Source organism: Terribacillus aidingensis, from assembly GCF_040703035.1.
Taxonomy (GTDB): Bacteria; Bacillota; Bacilli; order Bacillales; family Amphibacillaceae; genus Terribacillus.
In genome coordinates this window covers 2,367,923-2,392,101 of sequence record NZ_CP159996.1, presented here as the reverse complement: position 1 = coordinate 2,392,101, position 24,179 = coordinate 2,367,923, and the positions used below count along the sequence as shown (strand labels likewise).

Sequence of the window (24,179 nt, the reverse complement as noted above, 5' to 3'; positions counted from 1 at the left end):
TCGGCTTCAGGAATCCTTATGTGGACCGCGTATCGGCAGATCCCCAGCAATTTTTGCACGAAACTGATCCAGGAAAATGACATTATAATATTGATCTTTGCCATTTCGAATCACATATTTCCGTACGTAAGCATGCAAAAACGTCCCGTCCAACCATGCAAGAATCAAGCTTGCTGGTATCGCGCTTACTAATGGATGTACAGGACCATCAGTCGCTAGAACAATGAGCATCCAGCTGACAATGGTGAAGAATATACAATCAAGCCATCCTGTTGTCTTATTTGCTTTGCTGGGCAGTAATAGCATGTCGATCAAATAGCCTATTACAGTGAGGATCATTGTAAGCTGGAATACCTTGGTAAAGGATAATTGATAGATTAAACCTGCGAAAAGATAAAGGATCGCAAAGGCGAATATCCCTTTCAGAAGTATGGCTTTGACATGTTTCATCATTGTTCACCTGCTGCTTTTTTTATACAATATGTCCAGTTTTGATTACTGGTATACACAGCTGCAACGGTTCTAAAGAATATGGTATAATAACCTGCTGTAAGTCAAGAGATAGGAGTTTATGTCGTACATGATTACAAATATAAAAGAAGCATGGTTTTCTAATGTACCGAAGGATGTATTATCAGGAGTTTTAGTTGCCTTAGCACTTATTCCGGAAGCAATTGCTTTTTCTATTATTGCAGGCGTAGATCCGATGGTCGGATTATATGCCTCCTTCTGTATTGCCGTTGTCATCGCGTTTGCAGGCGGACGGCCAGCGATGATATCTGCTGCCACTGGTGCGATGGCACTTGTAATGGGGAGTCTTGTCGCTGATCATGGATTGCAGTATCTTTTCGCTACAACCATATTGACCGGGATCATCCAAATTTTATTCGGCGTCTTTAAAGTAGCAAGATTGATGATCTTTATTCCGCGGCCAGTCATGATAGGCTTCGTTAATAGTTTAGCCATTTTGATTTTCATCGCGCAGCTCGTTCATTTCGAGGGCGAGTCATGGCAAATCTACGCTTTCGTGGCTGGTGCACTAGTGATTATCTATGTGCTGCCGCGTTTTGTGAAAGCTATTCCATCTCCGCTTGTTGCGATTGTCGTTATGACCATAATCGCAGCACTTACGCATAGTTCCACAAAAACAGTCGGGGATATGGGTGAATTGAAGCAGGCTTTGCCTTCCTTCTTCATACCGGATGTTCCGTTCAATATGGAAACACTGCAAATCATTTTTCCATATGCTATTGCTTTAGCTATCGTGGGTCTGATGGAGACATTTCTGACGGCGCAGTTGCTGGATGATTATACAGATACAAACAGTAATAAAAACCGTGAAGCGCGCGGCCAGGGTATTGCTAATATTGCTGCTGGATTTTTCGGTGGGATGGCTGGCTGCGCCATGATTGGACAATCTGTCATCAATGTTAAAGCTGGCGGACGGACCCGTCTGTCTACCTTTATTGCTGGTGCGTTTCTAATGCTGCTTATAATCGTATTCAATGATGTTTTGGTCCAAATCCCGATGGGAGCACTTGTTGCGGTTATGTTCATGGTGAGTATCGGAACGTTTGACTGGTCATCGGTGCGTAATCTGCATCGGATGCCGCTGACGGATGCTGCAGTCATGATCGTGACAGTTGCAGCTGTGCTGTGGACGCACAACCTGTCTGTCGGTGTCATTATCGGGGTACTGATGAGCGCTGTGTTCTTTGCAGCCAAGATATCAAAAGTGAATGTCAAAGGAACGAAGCAAGAAGGACAGAAAGTCTATATGGTCAAAGGACAGCTGTTTTTCGTTTCGGTAACTGATTTTCTAGCTTCATTTGATCCGAAACGGGAGGATACGCAGCAAATCATCTTGGATTTTCAGGAAGCGAGATTGTGGGATGATTCAGCAGTAGGAGCATTGGACAAGCTAGTGCTGAAATATAGGGAATATGGCATTCAGGTGGATGTCCGTAATCTCGACCATGCTAGTCAAGCACTCGTTGATCGACGTGCGGCTTATATCCAGGCATGAAAATAGGCGTATACCGCATGGTATACGCCTATTTTTTTCTCTTGAACACAATGTACTTCATGAATAGGAAGCTGCTGGCCGAAGAGAGGAACATGGCTGCTCCTTTGGCTATATTATTATCAATATATGCCGGGAAGGATACAAACGTAATTGTTCGGAGGATAGCTAGACCCGCGATGAAAACAAGATTGCTGATTACTAATGCAACTAAAGCTTGCGCAAAGAACAGACTTTTCTCTGCTCTGCTTGATTTTTTCTGCTTACGGAACGTAAATCTCGTATTCCAATAATAACTGTTCCAAATACATACTAAATAACTGATGGTATTGAAAAGCAGCAGCAGGAGATTATTCTTCGTTGGCCAGATAAGTAGTAATATATTGAGTACGACTAGGTCAACTGCTGCGTTAAGTACGCCAATAGACGTAAATTGCAGGATTTGTGTGCGGGTCCTTTTTAACATGATTTATCACAGCCTTCAGGTAACATAGTTCGATCTTAACATCATTCCCTTATTTCCTTCCTTTTTAACGTTTCAATCAGCTTGTATGTGGTATGTAGTGCTATATGCTAGTTTTACTTTACTAAGCAAATTTGTAAGAGGAGTGATTGCAGTTTGTGTTACGCAAAGGACATGGAGAAACTCGCACAAAAAGCCAAGCGCCATCCTCAGAAAGTACTTAGCATGTATGTGAATACGGATCCCGCCAACCGTGATCAGACAGGTGGCGAATGGAAGATTCACGTAAAGAATGGATTGAAGAACTTCGAAACATATCTCAAGAACGACCCCCAGGAGCTGGAGCAATTCTTGAAAGTGAAGGATAAGGTGAAAGCGTTCCTGGAGGATAACGGTCAAAGCATGAAAAAAAGCTGTGTCGTGTTTGCATCTGCGGATGATATTTGGTTTGCGGAATGCCTCCAAATGCCAGTCACGACAGAATTTCACTGGGAAGATGAGCCGAAGCTGGATCAATTTCAGGCTCTGTATGAAAAATTTCCAGAGTCAGGCGTCATTCTGGTGCAAAGAAATCAAGTCAAAGTAATCGATGCCGTCCTAGGGAAGATAAATGACACAAAGATATATGAGATGGATTTAGACACCGAGAAATGGAAGGTGCAGGCTAGCCCGCAGCGGGCATTGTCCATTAAAGGGAAAGGCGGAAAAGGATCGAAGAAGGACACGATCGAGAACCGCTTGGAAGCTAACCAGAAGCGCTGGTACAAATCTCTTGCACCTGACCTTGATAAGCTCGCAAAAGATAGAGAATGGAAAAGCATCCACCTCGTCGGTAATAAAGAAGAAGCCAAATTGATCGAGAGTTATATGCAGAAGCAGGTCCAGCAGACGGAAGGTAAAAACCTCTTCGAGCTGGAGGAACGGAAAGTGCTGGAGGAAGTGATACTATAAAAAAAGCAGCATGCCAAACTGGCATGCTGCTTTTTCATTAGGATAGGCGCTTTCCTGCGACACCATAATTTGATTTGTTCATTTCCTCGATGATGATGGAAACTGCTTCTGCGCGAGCGCCAGTTGTCTCGACCATCACGTCGGTCATTTTCTTGATCATTTGTTCTTTTTGTTCATCCGTTCGGCCTTCCAGCATTTTAACTGTAATGATTGGCATATATATCGACTCCTTAACGATTGTGACACGTCGGGCAAAGACCATAAAGCTCGAAAGCGTGTGTATTTACATGATAATCCGCAAGTTCTTCTGTGTAAACTGGCAGCGGACATTTCTGGAGCGGTTTGGTCAGTCCGCAGCTTTCACAAATGAAATGATGGTGATGCGTGCCGCTTCTGCAAGCGATTTTAAACAGCTTTTCTCCGTTTTTTTCACGGGATTCGAGCAGCTCCAGCTGTTCGAAAAGACGGAGATTGCGGTAGATAGTATCCAAGCTGATACCAGCATAGCTAGTTTCCATGAAAGCAAGCAGTGCTTTTGCACTTCGATATCCTTTGGCATGGATAAAATAAGCTAGGATATCTGCGCGTTTATCCGTATATTTATGACCATTTTCCTTCAGAATCGCAATACCTTCGTCCACTTGCATATCAGGAAACTCCTTTCTCGAATGCCGCTTTTCGTTTGTTCGCAAGCAGCAGCTTTTGAATGATGAAACTCAACAGAAGAATCAGGATCGATACGACAACAATAGTACCCCCTGGCGGTATTTCAAAATAATAACCAGAGAAGAGGCCGACAATAACGGATGTCTCCCCGAAGAGGATAGCCAGTATCATTGCCCATTTAAAGCCCTTTGCCAGACGGATGGCTGCTGCTACAGGTATTGTCATCAAGGCAGAGACGAGCAGCACACCAACGATCCGGATGCTCGCTGCAATGACAAGGGCAGTCAGCAGCATGAAGATAAAATGGATTGCTCTTGCATGCAAGCCGCTGACACGCGCATGCTCTTCATCAAAGGAAAGCACAAGCAGCTGCTTGTACAAGAATCCGATGACTAGCAGGACAATAATTGAGATGATCACAATAACACGCAGGTCTTCACTGCTGACAGCAGATACAGATCCGAATAGATAAGAAAAAAGATCCGTTGTAAAACCATTAGCCAAAGATATGAAAATAACACTCAAGCCGACTCCTCCAGAAAGGATGATCGGAATAGCGATTTCTTGGAAGTTACGGAACATGCTGCGAAGCTTCTCGATTAGCAGTGATGCTGCAACCGAGAACCCAAGACCCGCATAAAACGGTGTTATCACAGGAGTTGCCAGCTTTTTCTCCAGCAACAGTCCGAATGCAATACCTGCTAAGGTTACATGCGATAGGGCATCCGCAATCAGAGACAGTCTGCGTACGACGATGAAGCAGCCGAGTAATGGAGCAATCAAGCCGATTAGCAGACCGGTATATAGTGTATTTCGTAAAAATTCAAATTGAAGAAAATCAGCAATCATGCATGAATACCTCGCAATACATGTAAATCGGTTTCAGGCAGGCTGAATTGTTCTGGGCTGCCTTCGTATTGGACTTGCTGATCCAAATAAACAAGTTTGGATGCATAATGCGCAATCCCAGCCAAATCATGCGTGATCATCACTAAGGTAAGTCCTTTTTCCTCATTCAGCCGCTGCAATAATTCATAGAAGCCTTTCACATTGGCGTGGTCGATTCCAACAGTCGGCTCATCGAGTATGATCAATTCCGGCTGGCTTACAAGCGCTCTGGCGATGAAAACGCGCTGCTGCTGGCCTCCGGACAAACTGCTGATATTTTCGTGCAGATAATCGCTCATATCCACTTGCGCAACAGCTTGCTTTACAGCGGCCCGGTGCTTAGCGGAGAATCTGCGGAAATAACCGATTTTCGGGGTAAGCCCCATTGCGACTACTTCGAAAACAGTAGCTGGGAAACCTTTATTGAAGGCATTCGCCTTTTGGGATACAAAGCTCACTTTATTCCAGTCCTTAAAGGAAGAAACAGACTGTCCAAAAAGCTGGATGGAGCCATTATTAGGCTGCAGCATTCCAAGTGCCAGCTTGATCAATGTTGTTTTACCCCCGCCGTTTGGACCGATCAAACCGAGGAAGTCACCTTTTTTTACTTGAAGGGAGACCTCGCGTAAGGCAGCCTTCTGTTCATATGAGAAATTAATAGTATCTATTTGAAGGATAGATGTCATTTTCTATCACCTTTCTAATCACGTACTTCTTCACAAAGACTTATTCTATCGTAATCATTTCGATTTGTAAATCATAATCGTTTCGATTTAAAATCAATTTATTGACATATACCTGGTGGGGGTATATTATATTTGTATACCTATAGGGGGTATAAAGGAGGTGTGCTATGGAACATTCAGATAAAAAGCCAGTCAAATCAAGGACTACGACAGAGAAGCAAGCGCTTGTTAATCGGCTCAAACGAATCGAGGGACAAGTTAGAGGACTTCAGAACATGGTCGAGGAAGATAGATATTGTGTGGATATCCTTGTTCAAATATCAGCTATTCAGGCGGCACTGAAAAAAACCGGAGCCGCAGTAACCGAAAGACATATGAAGCATTGTGTTTCCCATGCAATTCAGCATGGAGATGGGGAAGAGGCCATTGATGAATTGATGAAAGTACTGCAGCAATTCGGCAAATAGGAGGCGGTCCATATGAAGAAGAAGCAAGTAACAGTACCCATTACCGGTATGACTTGTGCTGCATGTGCCACCCGTATCGAAAAAGTGCTGAACAAGATGGATACGGTAGAGGCCAATGTCAATCTGGCAACAGAAAAGGCAGCAATCTCTTTTGATCCGAACCAGGTGGATGAAACAGATTTAACAGGTAAGCTTGAAAAGCTAGGCTACGGAGTGGAACCTGAGGAAGTTTCCCTTGATATAAAAGGAATGACTTGCGCTGCCTGTTCAGCAAGAATCGAGAAGGTGCTGAACAAGCAGGAGGGCATCCAGCAAGCTGTTGTCAACCTGGCTGGAGAGACGGCAGCCATCCGCTATAATCCGCTGCTTACAGGTACAGATGAATTTATCGAGCGCATCCGGAAATTAGGCTATGATGCAAGCCTGCGTAAATCCAGGGAAGAAAATGAGCAAGCCAGAGACAAAGGTATCCGGATGATGCAAATGAAACTACTGCTATCCGCTTTGCTATCTTTGCCGCTGCTCGCTACAATGGGCGGACATTTGGGCTTGTATGAAGTACCGCATATCCTCATGAATCCGTGGGTGCAGCTATTATTGGCTACACCAGTTCAATTTTTGATCGGCTGGCAATTTTACAGAGGAGCTTATCATAGCTTACGCAGCGGGTCAGCTAATATGGATGTGCTGGTTGCGCTCGGCACAAGTGCAGCATATTTCTACAGTTTATATGAAGTAATTCGTTTTCAAGGCAGCGGACATATGCCTGCGCTTTATTTTGAGACGAGTGCCATTTTGATCACCTTGATTCTTCTTGGTAAATATATGGAAAAGATGGCGAAAGGGCGAACTACTACAGCAATCACTTCCCTCATCGGCTTACAGGCGAAAGAAGCGACCGTATTGCGTGGGGAACAGGAAGAGAAAATTGCGGCTGCAGAGCTGGTGCAGGGTGATATCGTTATTGTACGCCCCGGAGAGAAACTTCCTGCAGATGGCATCATTGTGAAAGGCAGTACCCATGTTGACGAATCGATGCTCACTGGAGAAAGTATTCCAGTCAGCAAAGATATTGGCGATAAGGTAGCAGGTGCTACAGTCAATGGAAATGGAACAATCCAAGTAAAAGTGACACATTCAAATGAAGAGTCAGTTCTTGCGGAAATCATTCGTGCAGTAGAACGTGCTCAAGGATCCAAAGCACCTATCCAGCGCTTTGCCGATCGCGTTTCTTCGTTTTTCGTTCCGGCAGTTATAGTAATTAGTATACTTACATTTGCAGTATGGATCCTCCTGGTGAATCCAGGGGAGATGGCTCCAGCTTTGACAGCAGCTATCGCTGTATTGGTAATCGCATGCCCTTGTGCACTGGGACTCGCTACTCCGACAAGCATCATGGTCGGCACAGGCAAAGCAGCAGAAGCAGGCATCTTGTTCAAAGGCGGCGAACAACTGGAGACAGCATATAAGGTAGATGCTGTCGTCTTCGATAAAACTGGCACAATCACCCAAGGAAGACCGCAGGTGACAGATATTTTTGGTGACGCGCACCACTTGTCTGAAGCGATTGCGCTCGAAAAACAATCAGAGCATCCGCTTGCCCAATCCTTTGTTCAATACGGGGAAGAGCATAGTCTTCCAGTCAAGGAAGCGGAAACGTTTGAGAATATACCTGGCAGGGGTATCAAAGGAATAGTTGGAGGGACTCCTATTCTAATTGGGAATAGTGCACTCATGACAGAAAATAATGTGCCGCTTGAAGACTTTAAGCTCCAGGCTGATACGTTAGAAAAAGAAGGAAAGACTGTCATGTACCTTGCTGCAGAAAAAAAGATAGAATCGATCATCGCCGTCAGTGATGCCGTTAAACCAGATGCAGCAGAAGCTATTAAACAATTGAAATCACAAGGTATCCGGACAGTCATGCTGACAGGGGATAATCAGCGAACAGCTGACAGCATAGCGGCGAAAGTTGGGATCGACACCGTTTTTGCCAGTGTGCTTCCCACTGGAAAGGCAGATCGAATTGCGGCTCTGCAGGAGGAAGGCTTTACTGTCGCGATGGTAGGGGACGGCATCAATGATGCACCTGCATTGGCAGCCGCTGATATCGGAATTGCCATCGGCACCGGCACAGATGTTGCAATAGAAGCAGCAGGAGTGACCATCCTTGGCGGAGATCTCAAACTCGTACCAAAAGCATTAGGGTATAGTGCGAAAACAATACGCAACATCAAACAGAATTTATTTTGGGCACTTGCATATAACAGTGCGGGTATACCAGTCGCGGCAATCGGTCTGCTGGCACCATGGCTTGCTGGAGCAGCAATGGCCTTCAGTTCTGTCAGTGTGGTAGCAAATGCTTTACGATTGAAAAGACAATTAAAGGAGAGATGAGACATGGAAATGACATTACAAGTAAACGGGATGACTTGCGGACATTGTGAGAAAGCAGTCAAAGGAGCACTAGGAGAACTGGAAGGAATTCAAGGAGTGGACGTGGATTTGGCCAGCGGAAAAGTCGATGTTGTGTATGATGACACATTAGTGACGAAAGATGATATGAAAGAAGCAATCGAAGAACAAGGTTATGATGTAGTAGTATAAGAAAAACCTCCGCATTCTGCATGCGGAGGTTTCTTTTTATACTGCTGCAGCTTTTTCGTCTTTTTTAACAAACTGAACAGGCTGCTGTTTTTTCAGCATTAATGCTGCACATGTAAGTAAGAACGTGATAATCAAGATCAATCCAAGATGAAGGATAGTTGATGGTACACTTTCTCCAGCGTAAATTAGCTGAGTGAAGCCTTGCACCCCATTAGAAGCTGGCAGTGCAGCGCCTATTACACGGAATACAGGAGACAAAAGATCTGTCGGAATGATATTCCCGGCTGCCATCAATTGGAACGGAATCATAGCAACGTTGAATAAAGCACCAGCATTGCCGAAAATAGCAAAGCTCATCTGTGTGAAAGCGATGCAGGCAAAGACAACTAGCAGCTCGAATCCCCATAGCTGCATGTAGGAAGCAGCTGTATCGTTTGCAAGTGCATGAATCGTTACGATAATCGTCGTTACGACAAGACCGATAATCAGTAAAAGCAGCTGTTTATTCCAGAAGAGCTGCCATTTGCCAAATTTGCGACTCAGGATTTGTGTGACAATGTTCATTTGGATATTCATTGTCATGACAGCTATGAAGATGATGAAACCAAGGATCATCGGTACCATGCTGGTTGCGAAGTTATCAATGTGATTTTCTTTGATGATTTCTGCTTGTACATTGGAACCAGCTATAGAGTCCGTCATTTGTCTTGCTGTACTTTCAGCTGCCGATAAAGCAACCTGTGAGTTGGAGCTGTTCAAGTAGAATTGTAATGTCGTGTCACTCTGTTTGGCTAAGTTTTCGGTGAATGCTTCCGGAATGACAATCAGCATCGTAATATCATTTTTATCCAGCTGTTTCTTTGCTTCATCATAAGAAGCAAGATCCGCATCAAATGGCATATTATCCATCATTTTTTCTGCCAATGCATTGGCCTGTTCGCCATCTTCATTGACGACAGCAACATGCAAGCGGTCCAGATGATTTGTTGCATCATGATAGCCTGTCAGCCAGATGACGGAAAATAGTAATGGGACAAGTATGGCAAAAGCCATGCCCACTTTCGTATTCGGGATTTTAAGCATTTCCCGCAAAGGTTGTAAACGCAAAATAAAAACTCCATTCTATATTAGTTGCACGTGCATGTATTTAGCGAAAAAAATCACTGCAAATTCTGATGCAGCTTTCGAATCAGAGTATGCAGCAATTCTATATCCTTCCGTTGGAAACCTAAATAAGCATGATTTTCGATTTCTTCTATCTTCGGTTTGATATCTTTGACCAGATCCCGGCCTTCTGCTGTAATTTGCAAACGGATTGCCCTGCGGTCGTGGAGATCATGTCCGCGGGTGACCAGTCCCTTTTTGACAAGCTTATCGACTATCTTCGTAACGGTTGTCTGCTCTCTTTCCGTTAAGTCGGCAAGCTCTTTTTGGGTGATGTTATCCTGCTTGTCCAATTCCGCAATAAGGGAGAATTGTTCTGGTGTCAGTTCAAACTGTTGAAGCATGCGGGACGTTTCCCGTTTCAAGGATAAGTATGTCCGGGATAAAAGCAGTCCTAACTCGTCTTGTGTCCTGCTCATGGTCCGCTCCTTTCAGATAGCTCAAATAGTTGCACATGCAAGTATATTACGGGTTTGTATCCTCTGCGTCAATAATTTTTTTGGATTGTTTAAAAAAAGGACAATCAGCAGCTGATTGTCCGTCTGTGTCATGTATAGGGAAGTTCTTGACGTGTTTTGCTGAATTGCTGATAAGCCTGTTCCACTTTTTGCTGCGGAGCTTGCTCCAGGCTGTACCAACCATGCTGGAACATCAAGTTATACAAATTTCGCTGGGAGTCTTGTGTCTCCTTGAACATACGGGCTACTGTTTCATATAATGACTGATTGCTCATTTCGTTGAGTGCCGTGCTGTAAGAAGCTGTCATATACTTTTCGGTAGCAAGCAGATCAGTGACGTGATCCCGGTCATTCATGTTCTGCGTTGTCGGGACAGGTGTCTGGGGATTTTCTATCTTTTGATTCTCTGGCATAACGTTCCCTCCTTAATTGAGCGGTTTTGTCTTCAAATGCTCCAGTAACATATCATAATGGCGCTGATGCATCTGGCCGATAGTGTGCAGCGCTTCCTGGGCATCTGTCAGCTGCACTTCACCGGCAGCATGCTGTGCCTTTTTTGCGGCATTCAAGTTCCAGTTGAGCATATCGCTCAAATACAGTAAGTCTTTTTCTGAGATCATTTCTGGCGGCTGCAGCATAACATTTTGCTGATTTTCTGCTGGCATGGGATCCCTCCTTTTTCCTTTTTATCGTACCCGGGATCCTCGCGATTATTCTGTGCGAAAGATGCAAAGGACTATGCTAAAATAGCAGTATGAAAAGGAAGGAGATCTGTATGTTCCGATTTTATTGGTACCCGAATTGCAGTACATGTAAAAATGCAAAGAAATGGCTGGATGCGAATGACGTATCCTATGAAGCGATACATATCGTAGAGAACCCTCCAAGTCCGGAGATCTTGCAAGAGGTAGCGGATAAAAGCGGATTGCCGCTTACCAAACTGTTCAATACGAGCGGAAAGGTATACCGGGAGGGCGGATATAAAGAGAAAATCAAAGAGGCAGATGATGCCCAGCTCAAGTCATGGCTATCCGAAAACGGTATGCTTATCAAGCGACCGCTATTAGTTGGGGAGAAGGCGTCAGCGGTAGGTTTCAAACCGGAAGTGTACGAAACTGTGACTGCTTCGAATTAAGCAGAAACGGTGGTAATTTTATCTATTACCTCTTATAGTAAATATGTTAGCTATTCTTGTAGAAAATAGGTGGAGGAATAAAAATGAGCAACTTACCGAAAGATCTACGTTATACTGAGGAACATGAATGGATTAAAAAAGAAGAAGGCAATCAATATCGAATCGGTATTACCGACTTCGCCCAGGATGAACTCGGAGACATCGTGTTCGTGGAACTTCCATCAGTTGGTGACGAATTGAAAGCAGACGAGCCATTCGGCAGCGTCGAATCTGTTAAAACAGTTTCAGAGCTGTATGCTCCGATTAGCGGTAAAGTCGTAGCAGTGAACGAAGATTTGGACGACAGCCCCGAGTTCGTAAATGAATCCCCATACGAGAAAGCATGGATGATCGTAGTGGAAACAGACGATGAAGCAGCGTATGAGAGCTTGCTTTCTGTTGAGGATTACGAAGGACGGATTAAAGAGGATTAATTTTTTGGGTCCTTGTTGATATCTGTTAGCAAGGGCAGCGGTCTCTTTTCATATACTATGGCAAGCGTTCATTGCTAAGCTGCCTTTATTCGGGGGCTCGGGCAAGAAAGCAATCAAATATCGATCAGAATAGGTGATGCCAGTATGGGTGATGAAGAAAAAGTCATTATCGTAGAAGGACGCTCGGATAAAGAGCAGATAAGGAAGATCATCGATGAGGAAGTGACGATCATCTGCACCAATGGAACATTGGGCATCGAGCGGCTGGAACAGCTGTTGTATGACTATGACTTGGATCACAAGCAAGTATATATTATGGTGGATGAGGACAGCGCTGGTCATAAGCTGCGAAAACAGTTAGCACGAGAGCTGCCGCATGCCCAGCATATTTACGTAGACAGAACCTATCGAGAGGTAGCGGCGACCCCGGCCCCAGAATTGGCCACAGCCCTGCTTAGCAGAAGTATCATGGTGCATCCATTCTTCCTCGTCTGAAGAAAGAAGGGATGAATTATTAACATTATCAAAACGGAGGTCCAGTCCGTTATACACCAGGAGCAAGCAAGGATATTTGTGCACACGCCTTTTTGCGGCACATGTCAGCTTGCTGAAAAAATGCTCCTTGCGGTGGAGGCAATGATGGGCCAGGAATACTATCATAAACTGAACGCTTCTCTCTTTCCTGATTTCATGCAGGAACATCAGATTGAAAGTGTGCCTTGTCTCATTACCTTCAAACAAGGTGAAGTTCAGGAAAAAATATACGCTTTTCAATCCGTCCAGCATATGCTGGCCAAGATGCTGAGTGAATAAAAACAGCTTTCCTTTCCGGAAAGCTGTTTTTTCTTGCAGGAAATCAGAACGAGAAGAGCCAAATACAGTATATGGAGGGGATGGCGGATGATCATCGAAAAACTGACAAAGCTCAAGCATCAGATCGAGGTGAGGGAGGATTTGCTGCCTTTATGTAATGACAAGCGGCTGAAGGTCTTCATTGAATGGGAGGATGCCCATTTCGATTTGCATATAGATAGAAGCAGCCTCACGACACCAGCTTCCAAGCCTTATGGCATTTTACATATACGTACCGATGAGCAGACATTGCAGGAGCTCCTTAGCGGCGAGGTGCAGCTTCGCAGTATCCGTCACAGGCAAGTGGTGGAGGGGGATTATCAGCATATTTTACTTGTGGAGGCACTACTATTTCTGGGAGCTCAAGGAAGTATGTAAAATATGTTGACAAGATTATTAACTAGATGCTAAACTCCTTTTAGCAATCATATACCAAACTCTTATCAAGAGTGGCGGAGGGACTGGCCCGATGAAGCCCGGCAACCACAGGTTTTCCTGTATGGTGCCAATTCCTGCAGGGAAACCTGTACAGATGAGAGAACAATTATCGAACGCAGATGCGTCTTTTTGTTCTCAGGACAAGAAGACGCTTTTTTTATGGTTATAAAGCCACATGAGGAAGGAGGAGCGGATATTGATCACTATCAAAAACCTCTCCAAGACATATCGCACAAAAAAACAGAATATTACAGCGGTCGATCAGCTTAATCTTACGATTGAGTCGGGTGAAATCTTCGGCGTGATTGGCTACAGCGGTGCTGGAAAAAGTACTTTCGTACGCCTGCTGAATCGTCTCGAAGAACCGACCGCCGGCGAAATAATCATTAATGGCAAGGATATCGTTAAACAGCGAAAAAACGAGCTTCGTCTTGCCAGACAAGAAATCGGGATGATCTTCCAGCATTTCAACCTGCTGTGGTCCCGTTCTGTACACCAAAACATTGCTTTTCCATTAGAAATAGCTGGTGTGCCGAAAAAAGAAAGAAAAGCAAAAGTAGACCGGCTGATTGAGCTAGTCGGATTGAAAGGGCGCGAAAATGCCTATCCATCACAGCTGAGCGGCGGACAAAAGCAGCGTGTCGGCATTGCAAGGGCATTGGCTAATGACCCGAAAGTGCTGCTTTGTGATGAAGCAACATCCGCACTAGATCCGGAAACAACAGATTCCATTCTTGATTTGCTTGTGGACATCAACAAACGACTCGGTCTGACTATTGTATTGATTACGCATGAGATGAATGTTATCCGTAAAATCTGCCACCGTGTAGCTGTAATGGATACCGGTAAAGTGGTAGAAGAAGGCGATGCTGCTCATGTATTCCAAGACCCGCAGCAGGATATCACAAAGCGATTCGTCCAGCAGCTGGATGGAAGCGAGCAGTATGATTCCTTGTCTGCAGCAGTAGTGAAAGAAGGTACAGGTACGATCGTGAAACTTTCCTTCTCCGGCGAAAACGTCAATCAGACGGTTGTCAGCCAGACTGCGAAACAATTTGATGTTGATATTAACATCCTGCAAGGAAATGTACTGCAGACACAAACCGGAGCAGTCGGTAATTTGTTCCTGCAGCTGGTAGGCAGTGAACAGGAAGTGGAGAAGGCACTGAACTTCATCCGCGCAGCGAATGTGAGAGCGGAGGTGCAGGAACTTGTTTGAGAAGTGGTTCCCGAATGTAGATATTGCAGATTTGAATACGGCCATCTATGAGACATTCTATATGACAATCCTTTCTTTGATCGGTACATTCATCATCGGTATCATCCTTGGTCTTTTGCTTTACCTGACTAGTAAAGGGAAGCTGTGGGAAAATAAAGTTGTCTATGGAGTTGTAGCAGCTGTCGTCAACATATTCAGGGCAATACCTTTTATCATCCTAATATTACTTTTGTTCCCTTTCACCGATTTTGTAGTCGGCACCATCCGTGGTCCAGAGGCAGCATTGCCCGCGCTAATCATTGGATCAGCGCCTTTCTATGCACGGTTAGTCGAGATTGCATTGAAGGAAGTGGACAACGGGGTAGTGGAAGCCGCGAAGGCAATGGGTGCGAAGAACAGTACGATCATGTTCAAAGTACTGCTGAAAGAATCCATGCCAGCCCTTGTTTCTGGTCTTACAGTAACAGCAATTGCGCTGATCGGATCCACAGCGGTAGCAGGTGTTATCGGAGCAGGCGGATTAGGCGACTTTGCTTACTTTTATGGTTTCCAGCGACGTCAGTTTGATGTTGTATTTATCTGTACGCTATTAATCGTTATTGTTGTATTCGTCTTCCAATTCATTGGAGACTTGATTTCAAATAAACTAGATAAACGATAAAGGAGAGGGATTCATTTGAAAAAGGCATTATTAGTTATTTTATCAGCAGCTTTCATGATTTTCCTGGCAGCTTGCGGTTCATCTGGCAGCGGCTCGGGCGACGAAGAAACAACAACAATCAAAGTTGGTGCTTCCAGCACACCACACGCAGAGATTCTTAAAGAAGCGCAGCCTATCCTTGAAAAAGAGGGAGTCAATCTGGAGATTGAAGAATATCAGGATTATGTACTTCCGAATGATGACTTGGAAAGCGGCGACTTGGATGCGAACTACTTCCAGCACATCCCTTATTTAGAGACTTCCAATGCAGATACTGGCTACGATTTGATCAGCCTTGGAGCAGTTCACTTGGAGCCAATGGGTGTGTATTCTAAAAATATCAAGAACGTCGATGATATTAAAGATGGTACAGAAGTAATCATGGGTCGTAACGTAGCAGAGCAAGGCCGTATCCTATCTATTTTCCAAGAAGCTGGTCTTATCACGATCAAAGATGGCGTCGAACCTGTAGATGCAACTTTGGATGATATCGGCGACAACCCGAAAAACTTGAAATTCAGCATGGATGTTGACCCAGCATTCCTTCCGGATACGTATGAATCAGAAGAAGATGCACTTGTTGTCATCAACACGAACTATGCATTGCAAGCAGGTCTTACGCCTTCTAAAGACGCATTGATCCTTGAAGGTACAGATTCTCCATACGGCAACATCGTGGCTGCACGTGCAGAAAACAAAGACAATGAAGCATTGAAAAAATTGATGGATGTCCTTCATTCCGATGAAATCAAACAGTTCATTGAAGACAATTATGACGGAGCGATTCTTCCTGTCGATAAATAAGAAATACTATTCTCATGCCTTTGCTGGAATTCTCAGCAGAGGCTATATTTTTGGGTTGAAATGGATGTGTGATACAATAGGAGAAGATCATGTTAAAACTGTGTTTTTATCTAGTAAAAAAGTTGATAATGGTCTAATAATGCTTTAAGATTGTAATGAGAATAAATTGATAATGTGTTTAAATAACGTATTATCGAAACTTATAAAATAGCAGCTATCGGAGGGTTTATAAATGGCAGGTTCAGTTTTAGAAATCAAAGACCTACATGTTTCGATTGAAGATAAGGAAATTCTAAAAGGTGTAAACCTTACGATAAAGAGCGGAGAATTCCATGCAGTAATGGGACCGAATGGTACTGGTAAATCTACATTGGCATCCGCAATCATGGGACATCCTAAATACGAAGTGACTAGCGGAAGCATCACTTTGGACGGGGAAGATGTTTTGGAAATGGAAGTGGACGAGCGTGCTCGTGCGGGTCTGTTCCTTGCAATGCAGTATCCAAGTGAAATCAGCGGTGTAACAAACTCTGACTTCCTTCGTTCTTCCATCAACGCTCGCCGTGAAGAAGGTGACGAGATTCCATTGATGAAATTCATCAAAGAGATGGACGAAGCGATGGACTTCCTTGAAATGGATAAGAACATGGCACAGCGTTACTTGAATGAAGGTTTCTCCGGCGGGGAGAAAAAACGTAATGAAATCCTTCAGCTTCTTATGATGAAAGCTGAAATCGGTATCCTTGACGAGATCGACTCCGGTCTAGATATCGATGCGCTGAAAGTTGTTGCAAAAGGTATCAACAAACTGCGCGACGAAAACTTCGGTTGCCTAATTATTACCCACTACCAGCGTTTGCTAAACTACATCGAGCCTGATTTCGTACACGTTATGATGCAAGGCCGTGTTGTGAAATCCGGCGGATCCGAGCTTTCTCAGCGTTTGGAAGCAGAAGGTTACGATTGGATCAAACAAGAGCTTAACATCGAAGACGAAACAATTAACGCGTAAACTGGAGGAGGGATCTTATGACTGTTGAAACGAAGCAACAATATAATGATGAATATATCAGCCGTTTTTCCAGTTCCCGCAATGAGCCTGAATGGATGAAGGAACTTCGTCAGCAAGCTCTTTCCCAATCGGAATCTTTGGACATGCCAAAACCCGATAAAACTGGGATCAAGAACTGGGATTTCGATACGTATGTGCATGAAGTAGCAGGGGAGAAAATCAATACGTTGGAAAGCCTGCCAGCAAGTGTGGCGGCTTTGATTGATACGGATAATGCTCCAAACCTTTACGTTCAGCGTAATAATAGTGCAGCATACCTTGCTCTAAGCGAAAAATGGAGCGACCAAGGTGTTATCTTCACGGATATTTTCACTGCCCTGCAGCAGCACGGTGACTTGGTGAAGAGATTCTACATGAAGGATGCTGTGAATATTGATGAAAATCGTTTGACTGCTCTGCATGCAGCATTGATGAACGGCGGAGTGTTCGTCTATGTTCCGAAAAATGTTGTAGTGGACGAGCCGCTTCAAACTATCTTCTGGCAGGAAGATGATAAAGTAGCTTCCTTCAATCATATTTTGATCGTTGCGGAAGCGAATAGTGCTGTAACATATGTTGAAAACAGCATTTCACATAACGCTGACCAAGCAACATTCGCAAACGTTGTGACAGAAGTCATTGCAGCAGATAATGCCAACGTATCTTATGGTGCGGTTGATAACTATGCTGCAGGTACGACTGTCTATGCAAAACGCCGCGGTGTAGCTTACCGTGATGCTCGCATTGACTGGGCGATCGGTCAAATGAACGATGGTAACACAATCAGTGAGCATATTACACACTTGATCGGTGATAACTCCGGTTCCGAAGCGAAAAGTGTAGTTGTAGGACGCGGAAAGCAAATCCAGAACTTCACGACGAATATTGTTCACTTCGGTAAGAATTCTGTTGGAAGCATCTTGTCCCACGGTGTTATGAAAGACCAGGCAAGCTCTGTATTCAACGGTATCGGTAAAATCGAACATGGTGCCAGCAAATCTGATGCAACCCAAGAAACACGTGTTTTGATGCTTAGCCAAGGTGCACGCGGTGACGCGAACCCGATTCTTTTGATTGATGAAGATGATGTAGTGGCAGGACACGCAGCTTCTGTAGGCCGTGTAGATCCGCTTCAGCTTTATTACTTGATGAGCCGCGGAATCACGAAGCATGAAGCTGAACGTCTAATCATCCATGGATTCCTTGCACCTGTAGTTAACCAGCTGCCGATTGAAACGGTAAAAAATCAGCTGACTCAGGTAATTGAAGGGAAAGTAAACTAATGGATGCCCGCTCTATCCGTGAACAGTTCCCGATCCTGCATCAGGAAGTCAACGGACATCCGCTGGTCTACTTGGATTCCTCTGCAACTTCCCATAAGCCGATAAAAGTATTGGAAGCTGTGGATGCCTATTACCGGAACGACAACAGCAATGTACACCGTGGTGTGCATACACTTGGAACCCGGGCTACGGATAAATATGAAGGTGCTAGAGAAAAGGTGCAGCAATTCATCAATGCCAGAAGCACCAAGGAAGTAATCTTCACACGCGGTACAACGACAGCAATCAATACGGTTGCACACAGTTACGCCCGTGCGAACTTGGAACCTGGTGATGAAGTGATCATCACACCGATGGAGCACCATAGTAATATCATCCCGTGGCAGCAGGCGGTCAAAGCGACCGGAGCAACATTGAAATACTTTGAACTGAACGAAGATGGTACGTTGAACATGGAAGATGTGAAGAAATCGATCGGTCCGCAAACGAAGATCGTAGCTTTGACTCATGTCTCCAATGTTCTTGGAACCATTAATCCTATAAAAGAAATCGTCGAGCTTGCTCATCGGCAGAATGCTGTCGTTCTAGTTGATGGCGCACAAGGCGCACCGCACTTAAAGGTGGATGTGCAGGATCTTGATTGTGACTTCTATTGCTTCAGCGGTCATAAAATGTGCGGACCGACTGGAATCGGTGTCCTTTACGGAAAGCAGGAACTGCTTGAAAATATGGAACCGGTCGAATTCGGCGGTGAAATGATCGATTTCGTACATCTGTATGATTCAACATGGAAGGAGCTTCCTTGGAAGTTTGAGGGAGGTACTCCGATCATTGCAGGAGCAATCGGTCTTGGCGCTGCGATTGACTTCCTTACTGAAATCGGTCTGGATAATATCGAAGCACATGATCAGAAGCTGACTGCATATGCGATGGAACGGATGAGCGAAATCGAGGGGCTGACCATCTATGGTCCTTCGAAAGACAAACGCTCTGCAGTGGTCACTTTCAATATTGATGGTGTCCATCCGCATGATACAGCGACTGCTCTCGATACAGAAGGTATCGCTGTCCGTGCCGGACATCATTGTGCACAGCCGCTTATGCGCTGGCTGGACGTCACAGCTACTGCCCGTGCAAGCATGTACGTTTACAATACCGAAGACGATATCGACAAACTTGTCAGCGGACTGGCAAAAACGAAGGAGTTTTTCGGAAATGTCTTTTAATAACCTTGATACACTCTACCGACAAGTGATCATGGATCACTATAAACATCCGCGGAATCGTGGTAAGCTGGAAGAAGACGCTCTTGTGGTCGATATGAATAACCCGACGTGCGGGGACCGAATCCAGCTGCAGATCCAGGTGGAGGATGGCAAGGTGAAGGATGCGAAATTCGAAGGAGAGGGCTGCTCCATCAGCATGTCCTCTGCCTCCATGATGACACAAGCCATCAAAGGTAAATCCGTTGAAGATGCACTCCGGATGTCTCAGCTGTTCTCCGATATGATGCTAGGTAAGGAAATCGATCCTGGCAATCTGGAAATGGGCGATGTGGAAGCATTGCAGGGAGTTGCGAAATTCCCGGCACGCATTAAATGCGCAACACTCGCTTGGAAGGCAATGGAGCAAGGCGTCGAAAAGAACTAAAACGTGAACACTGTCGTGTGAAATAGATGTAATCCTATAAGGAGGTTTTACCATGGCTAAAAAAGCGCCTGAAATTGGAGATTACCGGTACGGCTTCAGCGATCGTGATGTATCCATTTTCCGTACGGAAAAAGGCCTTACACCTAGAATCGTTGAAGAAATCTCTAAATTGAAAGAAGAACCACAATGGATGCTGGACTTCCGTCTTAAATCCTTGGAGCAATTCTATAAGAAACCAATGCCGCAGTGGGGTGGTGACCTTGCTGAGCTTGACTTCGATGAAATCACTTACTACGTGAAACCATCTGAGCGTTCTGAGCGTTCATGGGACGAGGTACCGGAAGAAATCAAGAACACATTTGATAAGCTAGGTATTCCGGAAGCTGAACAGAAATACCTTGCTGGTGTTTCCGCACAGTACGAATCCGAGGTTGTTTACCATAACCTAAAAGAAGACCTAGAAGAAATGGGTATCATCTTCAAAGATACAGATACTGCCCTTAAAGAAAATGAAGACTTGTTCCGCGAATACTTCGGTAAGCTTATTCCGCCTTCCGATAATAAATTCGCAGCTTTGAACTCAGCAGTATGGTCCGGCGGTTCCTTCATCTATGTACCGAAGGGCGTTAAGACTGATACTCCGCTGCAAGCATATTTCCGAATCAACTCTGAAAACATGGGTCAGTTCGAGCGTACGCTTATCATCGTTGATGAAGGTGCGTCTGTACATTACGTAGAGGGCTGTACAGCTCCTGTATATACAACGAACTCCCTGCACAGTGCAGTAGTTGAGATCTTCGTTGCAAAAGATGCTTACTGCCGTTATACAACAATCCAGAACTGGGCGAACAACGTCTATAACCTGGTTACAAAACGAGCGACAGTAGATGCTAACGGTACGATGGAATGGATCGATGGTAACATCGGTTCCAAGCTTACAATGAAATACCCAGCTGTCATCCTTAAAGGTGAAGGCGCACGCGGTATGACATTGTCCATCGCACTTGCAGGTAAAGGACAGCATCAGGATGCTGGTGCAAAAATGCTTCACTTGGCACCAAATACTTCTTCTACGATCGTTTCTAAATCCATCTCTAAACAAGGTGGTAAAGTAACATATCGCGGAATCGTTCACTTCGGTAAGAAAGCAGACGGTGCTCGCTCCAACATCGAGTGTGATACGCTGATCCTGGATAACAAATCCACTTCCGATACGATTCCTTACAACGAGATCTTCAACGAGAACATCTCTTTGGAGCACGAAGCGAAAGTTTCCAAGGTATCCGAAGAGCAATTGTTCTACTTGATGAGCCGTGGTATCTCTCAAGAAGAAGCAACTGAAATGATCGTAATGGGCTTCATCGAGCCATTCACGAAAGAACTTCCAATGGAATATGCCGTTGAAATGAACCGTCTGATCAAGTTTGAAATGGAAGGTTCCATCGGTTAATAGCTTTACTATTAATATGAAAAAGACGAACTCTTGAAGTTCGTCTTTTTTTGTTGTGTAAAAATGTTTTTTTGAGAAGACAAGAGTTTCCTTTTTCTATTAGAATCAATATAAAATTTTCGTTTTTGAATAATTATTTATTGTAAAACGATAAATAATATATTAAGATCGTAATTAAGAAAAACAAGTGAGGTGCTTATAATGAAACGAGAAACACTCTTCTTAAAGCTAGCTGTCTTTCTAATGGCTTTACCGGTTCTTGCATTATGTATTTTTGCGATTCCGAATATAGCTTTTGGTTCGGCAGATTATTATCCGGAAGTGGAATTTTTAAAATATCCTGCTTTGGTTGGATTGTATGTAACAGCATTGGCATATTTCCTAGCTCTTTATCAGTCTTTTCGCCTGCTTGGTTATATTGACAAAAATGTAGCTTTTTCCGATTTGTCTGTCAAGGCATTAAAGAATATTAAACTCTGCGCTATAACTATAAGTATTGTTTACGTTATACTTCTGCCGCTAATTTATGTCGTTGCCGAGAGAGACGATGCTCCAGGACTTATTTTGGTAGGAATGGCGCTTATCTTCGCGCCGTTGGTAGTTGCAATTTTTGCTGCTGTCCTGCAAAAACTGCTGAAAAATGCCATTGATATTAAATCAGAAAATGACTTAACGGTCTGAGGTGAACAACATGGCGATAATTATAAATATTGATGTAATGCTCGCTAAAAGAAAAATGAGTGTTACAGAACTTTCAGAGAAGGTCGGAATTACAATGGCGAATCTGTCCATTTTGAAAAACGGAAAAGCAAAGGCGATTCGGGTCTCAACATTAGATGCTATTTGCAAAGCTTTGGATTGTCAGCCTGGAGATATCCTGGAATACCGAAGTGATGAAGAATAATGAATTAGCATACATGTGGTAAGCCGAAGAGAGTACCGGAGGGATATGGCTATGTATAGAAATCGAAACATTACTTACTATGCAGGACAGGAATTATTTCAAAAGAGAACGTTAGCTTCGAGAATGCTTGGAGCATTGACGCAGCTTGTTCGTTTTGGGTGGGAGCAGGCTTTATCCTGTTTGTTTCCCGTCGTTATCTTTGCTTCTTTGGCTTTGACTCAAGTTATTCCGCTCCCGTTTCTGCCGCGATATGACTGGCTGCTTATCATCTGCCTTTTGATGCAGTGGCTGATGCTGCGTTCCGGACTTGAAACACGGGATGAACTAAAGGTGATTACGGTGTTCCACTTTATCGGTCTTGCGCTTGAATTATTCAAGGTACATATGGGTTCCTGGTCTTATCCAGAAGAAGGCTATTTCAAAGTCTTCGGCGTTCCTTTGTATAGCGGCTTCATGTACGCAAGTGTTGCGAGTTACCTTTGCCAAGCATGGAGAAGGTTAAAAGTGGATCTCGTGAAGTGGCCGCCGTATCTTATTGTCGTTCCTCTTGCTGCTGCGATTTACTTGAATTTCTTTCTGCATCATTTCTGGATTGATATTCGGTGGATCCTATCTGGACTGGTACTCCTCGTCTTTTGGCGAGCATGGGTTACTTACGAGGTTGGCGGGATTCGTTACCGAATGCCGCTGGCGTTATCTTTTGTACTCATCGGCTTTTTTATCTGGGTAGCTGAGAACATAGCTACATTCTTCGGAGCTTGGGAATATCCGAACCAAACCGAAGCATGGAGCCTTGTTCATTTAGGCAAGGTGAGCTCGTGGCTATTATTAGTAATTGTCAGCTTTCTTATAGTAGCGACGCTGAAGCAGTTTAAGGGAAAGAACACAAATTATATGGCAAGCTGAGCATAGTAAAGCGAGAGATATAATGTTTGACTGTAACAACCTCTGGGAACATTTCCTTTATGTGAAGAAACGAAGGAGATGAAGTCCATGAGTTACAATTTAGATGGCAAAGTAGCAATCGTGACTGGTGCCAATGATGGTATCGGATTGGAGACGGTGAAAGCCTTCTTGAATGAAGGAGCGAAGGTTGTCGGTGTCAGCTTGACGGTGGAGGATGTGCAGGATATTGCAGACCGTTCTTCCTTTCTGCCGCTGGAGATGGATCTGACAGATGAAGGAGCTGCTGACAAAGTGGTCGAGGCGGCTGTTTCTCATTTCGGAAAGCTGGATATCCTTGCGAATGTTGCGGGGATTGCTACCTATAAAGATAGTTTCATGGATGTAACATTGGATATTTGGCGAGAGACTTTCGAAACGAATTTATTTGCTGTAGTAGCATTAACGAAAGCAGCTATTCCAGAACTGAAGAAACAGCCGGGTGCAAGCATCGTCAATGTTGCGTCAGAGAGCGGCCATGTACCTGATTCGTTTGCAATTGATTATAGCGGCAGTAAAGCAGCTATCCTGAATTTGACTCAAGCCTTGTCTGATGAGTTTGGCGGAGAGATTCGAGTGAATGTTGTATCCCCTGGTCCGACACGAACAACGATGTGGAACAAACCGGGCGGCATGGTCGATATGCTAAGCGATATGTTCGATAAAGAAGGCGAGGAAGCAGTCAGCTACTTCGCGAAGGAAGTCCGTCAGATCCCTCGCGGGGAGATAGGTAAGCCTGAGGAGATTGCCAATGTGATTGTCTTCTTGGCTTCTGACAAAGCGACGTATGTCACTGGAGCAGAATTCCCGGTGAACGGCGGGTCGGTCAAATACAAATGATTTCTGTTATAATGGTATGACTGCTGTATGCAGTCATACTTTTTTATTACAGTTGAAAAGATGGA

Annotated in this window: 32 protein-coding genes and 1 riboswitch; of the genes, 22 read left to right on the top strand and 10 right to left on the bottom strand. The window is 44.4% G+C overall.

Annotated elements, in window-relative coordinates; translation table 11 throughout:
• Positions 1–6 precede the first annotated feature (6 nt).
• Positions 7–453, bottom strand: coding sequence for a DUF2512 family protein (locus tag ABXS78_RS12660; RefSeq protein ID WP_095224362.1), 447 nt, complete (start codon positions 451–453; stop codon positions 7–9).
• A 127-nt stretch (positions 454–580) separates the two neighbouring features.
• Between ABXS78_RS12660 and ABXS78_RS12655 the strand changes: the two genes are divergently transcribed.
• Positions 581–2,026: a SulP family inorganic anion transporter gene (locus ABXS78_RS12655; protein ID WP_366247501.1), complete on the top strand. Its 1,446-nt coding sequence runs from the start codon at positions 581–583 to the stop codon at positions 2,024–2,026.
• 28 nt (positions 2,027–2,054) lie between these two features.
• Here the strand turns inward: ABXS78_RS12655 and ABXS78_RS12650 are convergent, their stop codons facing one another.
• Positions 2,055–2,489 carry a GtrA family protein gene (locus ABXS78_RS12650; protein ID WP_366247500.1) on the bottom strand — a complete coding sequence of 145 codons (435 nt, stop codon included), beginning with the start codon at positions 2,487–2,489 and terminating at the stop codon, positions 2,055–2,057.
• Between the two features lie 153 nt (positions 2,490–2,642).
• Here ABXS78_RS12650 and ABXS78_RS12645 point away from each other — a divergent pair, with 153 nt between their 5' ends.
• Positions 2,643–3,437, top strand: coding sequence for a VLRF1 family aeRF1-type release factor (locus ABXS78_RS12645; RefSeq protein WP_366247499.1), 795 nt, complete (start codon positions 2,643–2,645; stop codon positions 3,435–3,437).
• A gap of 37 nt (positions 3,438–3,474) precedes the next feature.
• Here ABXS78_RS12645 and ABXS78_RS12640 read toward each other — a convergent pair whose 3' ends face one another.
• The 4 genes from ABXS78_RS12640 to ABXS78_RS12625 are packed head-to-tail and all read right to left on the bottom strand — an operon-like array spanning position 3,475 to position 5,677.
• The gene (locus tag ABXS78_RS12640) at positions 3,475–3,654 is read right to left on the bottom strand and encodes a 2-hydroxymuconate tautomerase (protein ID WP_366247498.1); all 180 of its coding nucleotides are present in this window, start codon (positions 3,652–3,654) and stop codon (positions 3,475–3,477) included.
• A gap of 13 nt (positions 3,655–3,667) precedes the next feature.
• Positions 3,668–4,084 carry a Fur family transcriptional regulator gene (locus ABXS78_RS12635; protein ID WP_095224354.1) on the bottom strand — a complete coding sequence of 139 codons (417 nt, stop codon included), beginning with the start codon at positions 4,082–4,084 and terminating at the stop codon, positions 3,668–3,670.
• A gap of 1 nt (position 4,085) precedes the next feature.
• Positions 4,086–4,952 carry a metal ABC transporter permease gene (locus ABXS78_RS12630; RefSeq protein WP_095224353.1) on the bottom strand — a complete coding sequence of 289 codons (867 nt, stop codon included), beginning with the start codon at positions 4,950–4,952 and terminating at the stop codon, positions 4,086–4,088.
• The gene (locus ABXS78_RS12625) at positions 4,949–5,677 is read right to left on the bottom strand and encodes a metal ABC transporter ATP-binding protein (protein WP_366247497.1); all 729 of its coding nucleotides are present in this window, start codon (positions 5,675–5,677) and stop codon (positions 4,949–4,951) included. The genes ABXS78_RS12630 and ABXS78_RS12625 overlap by 4 nt, the downstream gene beginning before the upstream one ends.
• Positions 5,678–5,844: 167 nt before the next feature.
• Here ABXS78_RS12625 and ABXS78_RS12620 point away from each other — a divergent pair, with 167 nt between their 5' ends.
• From ABXS78_RS12620 to copZ, 3 genes are read left to right on the top strand one after another with little or no spacing between them, the layout of a single operon-like run.
• The gene (locus ABXS78_RS12620) at positions 5,845–6,144 is read left to right on the top strand and encodes a metal-sensing transcriptional repressor (protein ID WP_366247496.1); all 300 of its coding nucleotides are present in this window, start codon (positions 5,845–5,847) and stop codon (positions 6,142–6,144) included.
• 12 nt (positions 6,145–6,156) lie between these two features.
• A complete protein-coding gene (locus ABXS78_RS12615; protein ID WP_366247495.1) occupies positions 6,157–8,541 on the top strand; it encodes a heavy metal translocating P-type ATPase in 2,385 nt (794 codons plus the stop codon).
• A gap of 3 nt (positions 8,542–8,544) precedes the next feature.
• Positions 8,545–8,751 carry a copper chaperone CopZ gene (gene copZ, locus ABXS78_RS12610; RefSeq protein WP_366247494.1) on the top strand — a complete coding sequence of 69 codons (207 nt, stop codon included), beginning with the start codon at positions 8,545–8,547 and terminating at the stop codon, positions 8,749–8,751.
• Between the two features lie 36 nt (positions 8,752–8,787).
• Here copZ and ABXS78_RS12605 read toward each other — a convergent pair whose 3' ends face one another.
• The 4 genes from ABXS78_RS12605 to ABXS78_RS12590 form a co-directional block, all read right to left on the bottom strand.
• On the bottom strand, positions 8,788–9,858 hold the full coding sequence (locus ABXS78_RS12605) for an ABC transporter permease (RefSeq protein ID WP_366247492.1): 1,071 nt from the start codon (positions 9,856–9,858) through the stop codon (positions 8,788–8,790).
• 53 nt (positions 9,859–9,911) lie between these two features.
• Complete coding sequence (locus ABXS78_RS12600; RefSeq protein WP_095224348.1) at positions 9,912–10,334, bottom strand: MarR family transcriptional regulator; 423 nt, start codon at positions 10,332–10,334, stop codon at positions 9,912–9,914.
• A 128-nt stretch (positions 10,335–10,462) separates the two neighbouring features.
• Entirely contained in the window at positions 10,463–10,786 is a 324-nt protein-coding gene (locus ABXS78_RS12595) for a spore coat protein (RefSeq protein WP_095224347.1), read from the bottom strand.
• A 12-nt stretch (positions 10,787–10,798) separates the two neighbouring features.
• A complete protein-coding gene (locus ABXS78_RS12590) occupies positions 10,799–11,038 on the bottom strand; it encodes a hypothetical protein (RefSeq protein WP_095224346.1) in 240 nt (79 codons plus the stop codon).
• 110 nt (positions 11,039–11,148) lie between these two features.
• On the opposite strand from ABXS78_RS12590, the gene ABXS78_RS12585 reads away from it, so the two are divergent.
• The 17 genes from ABXS78_RS12585 (at position 11,149) to ABXS78_RS12505 (ending at position 24,114) form a co-directional block, all read left to right on the top strand.
• Positions 11,149–11,508: an arsenate reductase family protein gene (locus tag ABXS78_RS12585; protein WP_366247491.1), complete on the top strand. Its 360-nt coding sequence runs from the start codon at positions 11,149–11,151 to the stop codon at positions 11,506–11,508.
• Between the two features lie 83 nt (positions 11,509–11,591).
• The gene (gene gcvH, locus ABXS78_RS12580; protein ID WP_093725748.1) at positions 11,592–11,981 is read left to right on the top strand and encodes a glycine cleavage system protein GcvH; all 390 of its coding nucleotides are present in this window, start codon (positions 11,592–11,594) and stop codon (positions 11,979–11,981) included.
• A 144-nt stretch (positions 11,982–12,125) separates the two neighbouring features.
• On the top strand, positions 12,126–12,476 hold the full coding sequence (locus ABXS78_RS12575) for a toprim domain-containing protein (RefSeq protein WP_038564869.1): 351 nt from the start codon (positions 12,126–12,128) through the stop codon (positions 12,474–12,476).
• 15 nt (positions 12,477–12,491) lie between these two features.
• Positions 12,492–12,794 (top strand): thioredoxin family protein, encoded by a 303-nt coding sequence (locus tag ABXS78_RS12570; protein WP_366249943.1) that lies wholly within the window; start codon positions 12,492–12,494, stop codon positions 12,792–12,794.
• Between the two features lie 87 nt (positions 12,795–12,881).
• Positions 12,882–13,211 (top strand): hypothetical protein, encoded by a 330-nt coding sequence (locus ABXS78_RS12565; protein ID WP_366247490.1) that lies wholly within the window; start codon positions 12,882–12,884, stop codon positions 13,209–13,211.
• Between the two features lie 59 nt (positions 13,212–13,270).
• A riboswitch (SAM riboswitch) is annotated at positions 13,271–13,372 on the top strand.
• A gap of 95 nt (positions 13,373–13,467) precedes the next feature.
• Positions 13,468–14,490 carry a methionine ABC transporter ATP-binding protein gene (locus tag ABXS78_RS12560; RefSeq protein ID WP_366247489.1) on the top strand — a complete coding sequence of 341 codons (1,023 nt, stop codon included), beginning with the start codon at positions 13,468–13,470 and terminating at the stop codon, positions 14,488–14,490.
• Complete coding sequence (locus ABXS78_RS12555; protein ID WP_366247488.1) at positions 14,483–15,151, top strand: methionine ABC transporter permease; 669 nt, start codon at positions 14,483–14,485, stop codon at positions 15,149–15,151. The genes ABXS78_RS12560 and ABXS78_RS12555 overlap by 8 nt, the downstream gene beginning before the upstream one ends.
• A gap of 15 nt (positions 15,152–15,166) precedes the next feature.
• Positions 15,167–15,994: a MetQ/NlpA family ABC transporter substrate-binding protein gene (locus ABXS78_RS12550; RefSeq protein ID WP_366247487.1), complete on the top strand. Its 828-nt coding sequence runs from the start codon at positions 15,167–15,169 to the stop codon at positions 15,992–15,994.
• Between the two features lie 232 nt (positions 15,995–16,226).
• Positions 16,227–17,006, top strand: coding sequence for a Fe-S cluster assembly ATPase SufC (gene sufC / locus ABXS78_RS12545; protein ID WP_095224341.1), 780 nt, complete (start codon positions 16,227–16,229; stop codon positions 17,004–17,006).
• 17 nt (positions 17,007–17,023) lie between these two features.
• A complete protein-coding gene (sufD, locus tag ABXS78_RS12540; RefSeq protein ID WP_366247486.1) occupies positions 17,024–18,328 on the top strand; it encodes a Fe-S cluster assembly protein SufD in 1,305 nt (434 codons plus the stop codon).
• Positions 18,328–19,554: a cysteine desulfurase gene (locus tag ABXS78_RS12535; RefSeq protein WP_366247485.1), complete on the top strand. Its 1,227-nt coding sequence runs from the start codon at positions 18,328–18,330 to the stop codon at positions 19,552–19,554. The genes sufD and ABXS78_RS12535 overlap by 1 nt, the downstream gene beginning before the upstream one ends.
• Complete coding sequence (sufU, locus tag ABXS78_RS12530; RefSeq protein ID WP_366247484.1) at positions 19,544–19,978, top strand: Fe-S cluster assembly sulfur transfer protein SufU; 435 nt, start codon at positions 19,544–19,546, stop codon at positions 19,976–19,978. Before ABXS78_RS12535 ends, sufU begins: the two co-directional genes overlap by 11 nt.
• A 52-nt stretch (positions 19,979–20,030) precedes the next feature.
• Entirely contained in the window at positions 20,031–21,428 is a 1,398-nt protein-coding gene (gene sufB, locus ABXS78_RS12525) for a Fe-S cluster assembly protein SufB (protein ID WP_095224337.1), read from the top strand.
• Between the two features lie 201 nt (positions 21,429–21,629).
• Complete coding sequence (locus tag ABXS78_RS12520) at positions 21,630–22,109, top strand: DUF2975 domain-containing protein (RefSeq protein ID WP_095224336.1); 480 nt, start codon at positions 21,630–21,632, stop codon at positions 22,107–22,109.
• A gap of 10 nt (positions 22,110–22,119) precedes the next feature.
• Positions 22,120–22,332, top strand: coding sequence for a helix-turn-helix transcriptional regulator (locus tag ABXS78_RS12515; RefSeq protein ID WP_038564903.1), 213 nt, complete (start codon positions 22,120–22,122; stop codon positions 22,330–22,332).
• 123 nt (positions 22,333–22,455) lie between these two features.
• Positions 22,456–23,238: a DUF817 domain-containing protein gene (locus ABXS78_RS12510; RefSeq protein WP_366249942.1), complete on the top strand. Its 783-nt coding sequence runs from the start codon at positions 22,456–22,458 to the stop codon at positions 23,236–23,238.
• Positions 23,239–23,325: 87 nt separating this feature from the next.
• On the top strand, positions 23,326–24,114 hold the full coding sequence (locus ABXS78_RS12505) for an SDR family oxidoreductase (RefSeq protein WP_366247483.1): 789 nt from the start codon (positions 23,326–23,328) through the stop codon (positions 24,112–24,114).
• Positions 24,115–24,179 lie beyond the last annotated feature (65 nt).

Coding starts and splice junctions, on each gene's coding strand:
- ABXS78_RS12660 (WP_095224362.1), bottom strand. CDS start 453: ATGATGAAACATGTCAAAGCCATACTTCTGAAAGGGATATTCGCCTTT.
- ABXS78_RS12655 (WP_366247501.1), top strand. CDS start 581: ATGATTACAAATATAAAAGAAGCATGGTTTTCTAATGTACCGAAGGAT.
- ABXS78_RS12650 (WP_366247500.1), bottom strand. CDS start 2,489: ATGTTAAAAAGGACCCGCACACAAATCCTGCAATTTACGTCTATTGGC.
- ABXS78_RS12640 (WP_366247498.1), bottom strand. CDS start 3,654: ATGCCAATCATTACAGTTAAAATGCTGGAAGGCCGAACGGATGAACAA.
- ABXS78_RS12635 (WP_095224354.1), bottom strand. CDS start 4,084: ATGCAAGTGGACGAAGGTATTGCGATTCTGAAGGAAAATGGTCATAAA.
- ABXS78_RS12630 (WP_095224353.1), bottom strand. CDS start 4,952: ATGATTGCTGATTTTCTTCAATTTGAATTTTTACGAAATACACTATAT.
- ABXS78_RS12625 (WP_366247497.1), bottom strand. CDS start 5,677: ATGACATCTATCCTTCAAATAGATACTATTAATTTCTCATATGAACAG.
- ABXS78_RS12620 (WP_366247496.1), top strand. CDS start 5,845: ATGGAACATTCAGATAAAAAGCCAGTCAAATCAAGGACTACGACAGAG.
- ABXS78_RS12615 (WP_366247495.1), top strand. CDS start 6,157: ATGAAGAAGAAGCAAGTAACAGTACCCATTACCGGTATGACTTGTGCT.
- copZ (WP_366247494.1), top strand. CDS start 8,545: ATGGAAATGACATTACAAGTAAACGGGATGACTTGCGGACATTGTGAG.
- ABXS78_RS12600 (WP_095224348.1), bottom strand. CDS start 10,334: ATGAGCAGGACACAAGACGAGTTAGGACTGCTTTTATCCCGGACATAC.
- ABXS78_RS12595 (WP_095224347.1), bottom strand. CDS start 10,786: ATGCCAGAGAATCAAAAGATAGAAAATCCCCAGACACCTGTCCCGACA.
- ABXS78_RS12590 (WP_095224346.1), bottom strand. CDS start 11,038: ATGCCAGCAGAAAATCAGCAAAATGTTATGCTGCAGCCGCCAGAAATG.
- ABXS78_RS12585 (WP_366247491.1), top strand. CDS start 11,149: ATGTTCCGATTTTATTGGTACCCGAATTGCAGTACATGTAAAAATGCA.
- gcvH (WP_093725748.1), top strand. CDS start 11,592: ATGAGCAACTTACCGAAAGATCTACGTTATACTGAGGAACATGAATGG.
- ABXS78_RS12575 (WP_038564869.1), top strand. CDS start 12,126: ATGGGTGATGAAGAAAAAGTCATTATCGTAGAAGGACGCTCGGATAAA.
- ABXS78_RS12565 (WP_366247490.1), top strand. CDS start 12,882: ATGATCATCGAAAAACTGACAAAGCTCAAGCATCAGATCGAGGTGAGG.
- sufC (WP_095224341.1), top strand. CDS start 16,227: ATGGCAGGTTCAGTTTTAGAAATCAAAGACCTACATGTTTCGATTGAA.
- sufD (WP_366247486.1), top strand. CDS start 17,024: ATGACTGTTGAAACGAAGCAACAATATAATGATGAATATATCAGCCGT.
- ABXS78_RS12535 (WP_366247485.1), top strand. CDS start 18,328: ATGGATGCCCGCTCTATCCGTGAACAGTTCCCGATCCTGCATCAGGAA.
- sufU (WP_366247484.1), top strand. CDS start 19,544: ATGTCTTTTAATAACCTTGATACACTCTACCGACAAGTGATCATGGAT.
- sufB (WP_095224337.1), top strand. CDS start 20,031: ATGGCTAAAAAAGCGCCTGAAATTGGAGATTACCGGTACGGCTTCAGC.
- ABXS78_RS12520 (WP_095224336.1), top strand. CDS start 21,630: ATGAAACGAGAAACACTCTTCTTAAAGCTAGCTGTCTTTCTAATGGCT.
- ABXS78_RS12515 (WP_038564903.1), top strand. CDS start 22,120: ATGGCGATAATTATAAATATTGATGTAATGCTCGCTAAAAGAAAAATG.
- ABXS78_RS12510 (WP_366249942.1), top strand. CDS start 22,456: ATGCTTGGAGCATTGACGCAGCTTGTTCGTTTTGGGTGGGAGCAGGCT.
- ABXS78_RS12505 (WP_366247483.1), top strand. CDS start 23,326: ATGAGTTACAATTTAGATGGCAAAGTAGCAATCGTGACTGGTGCCAAT.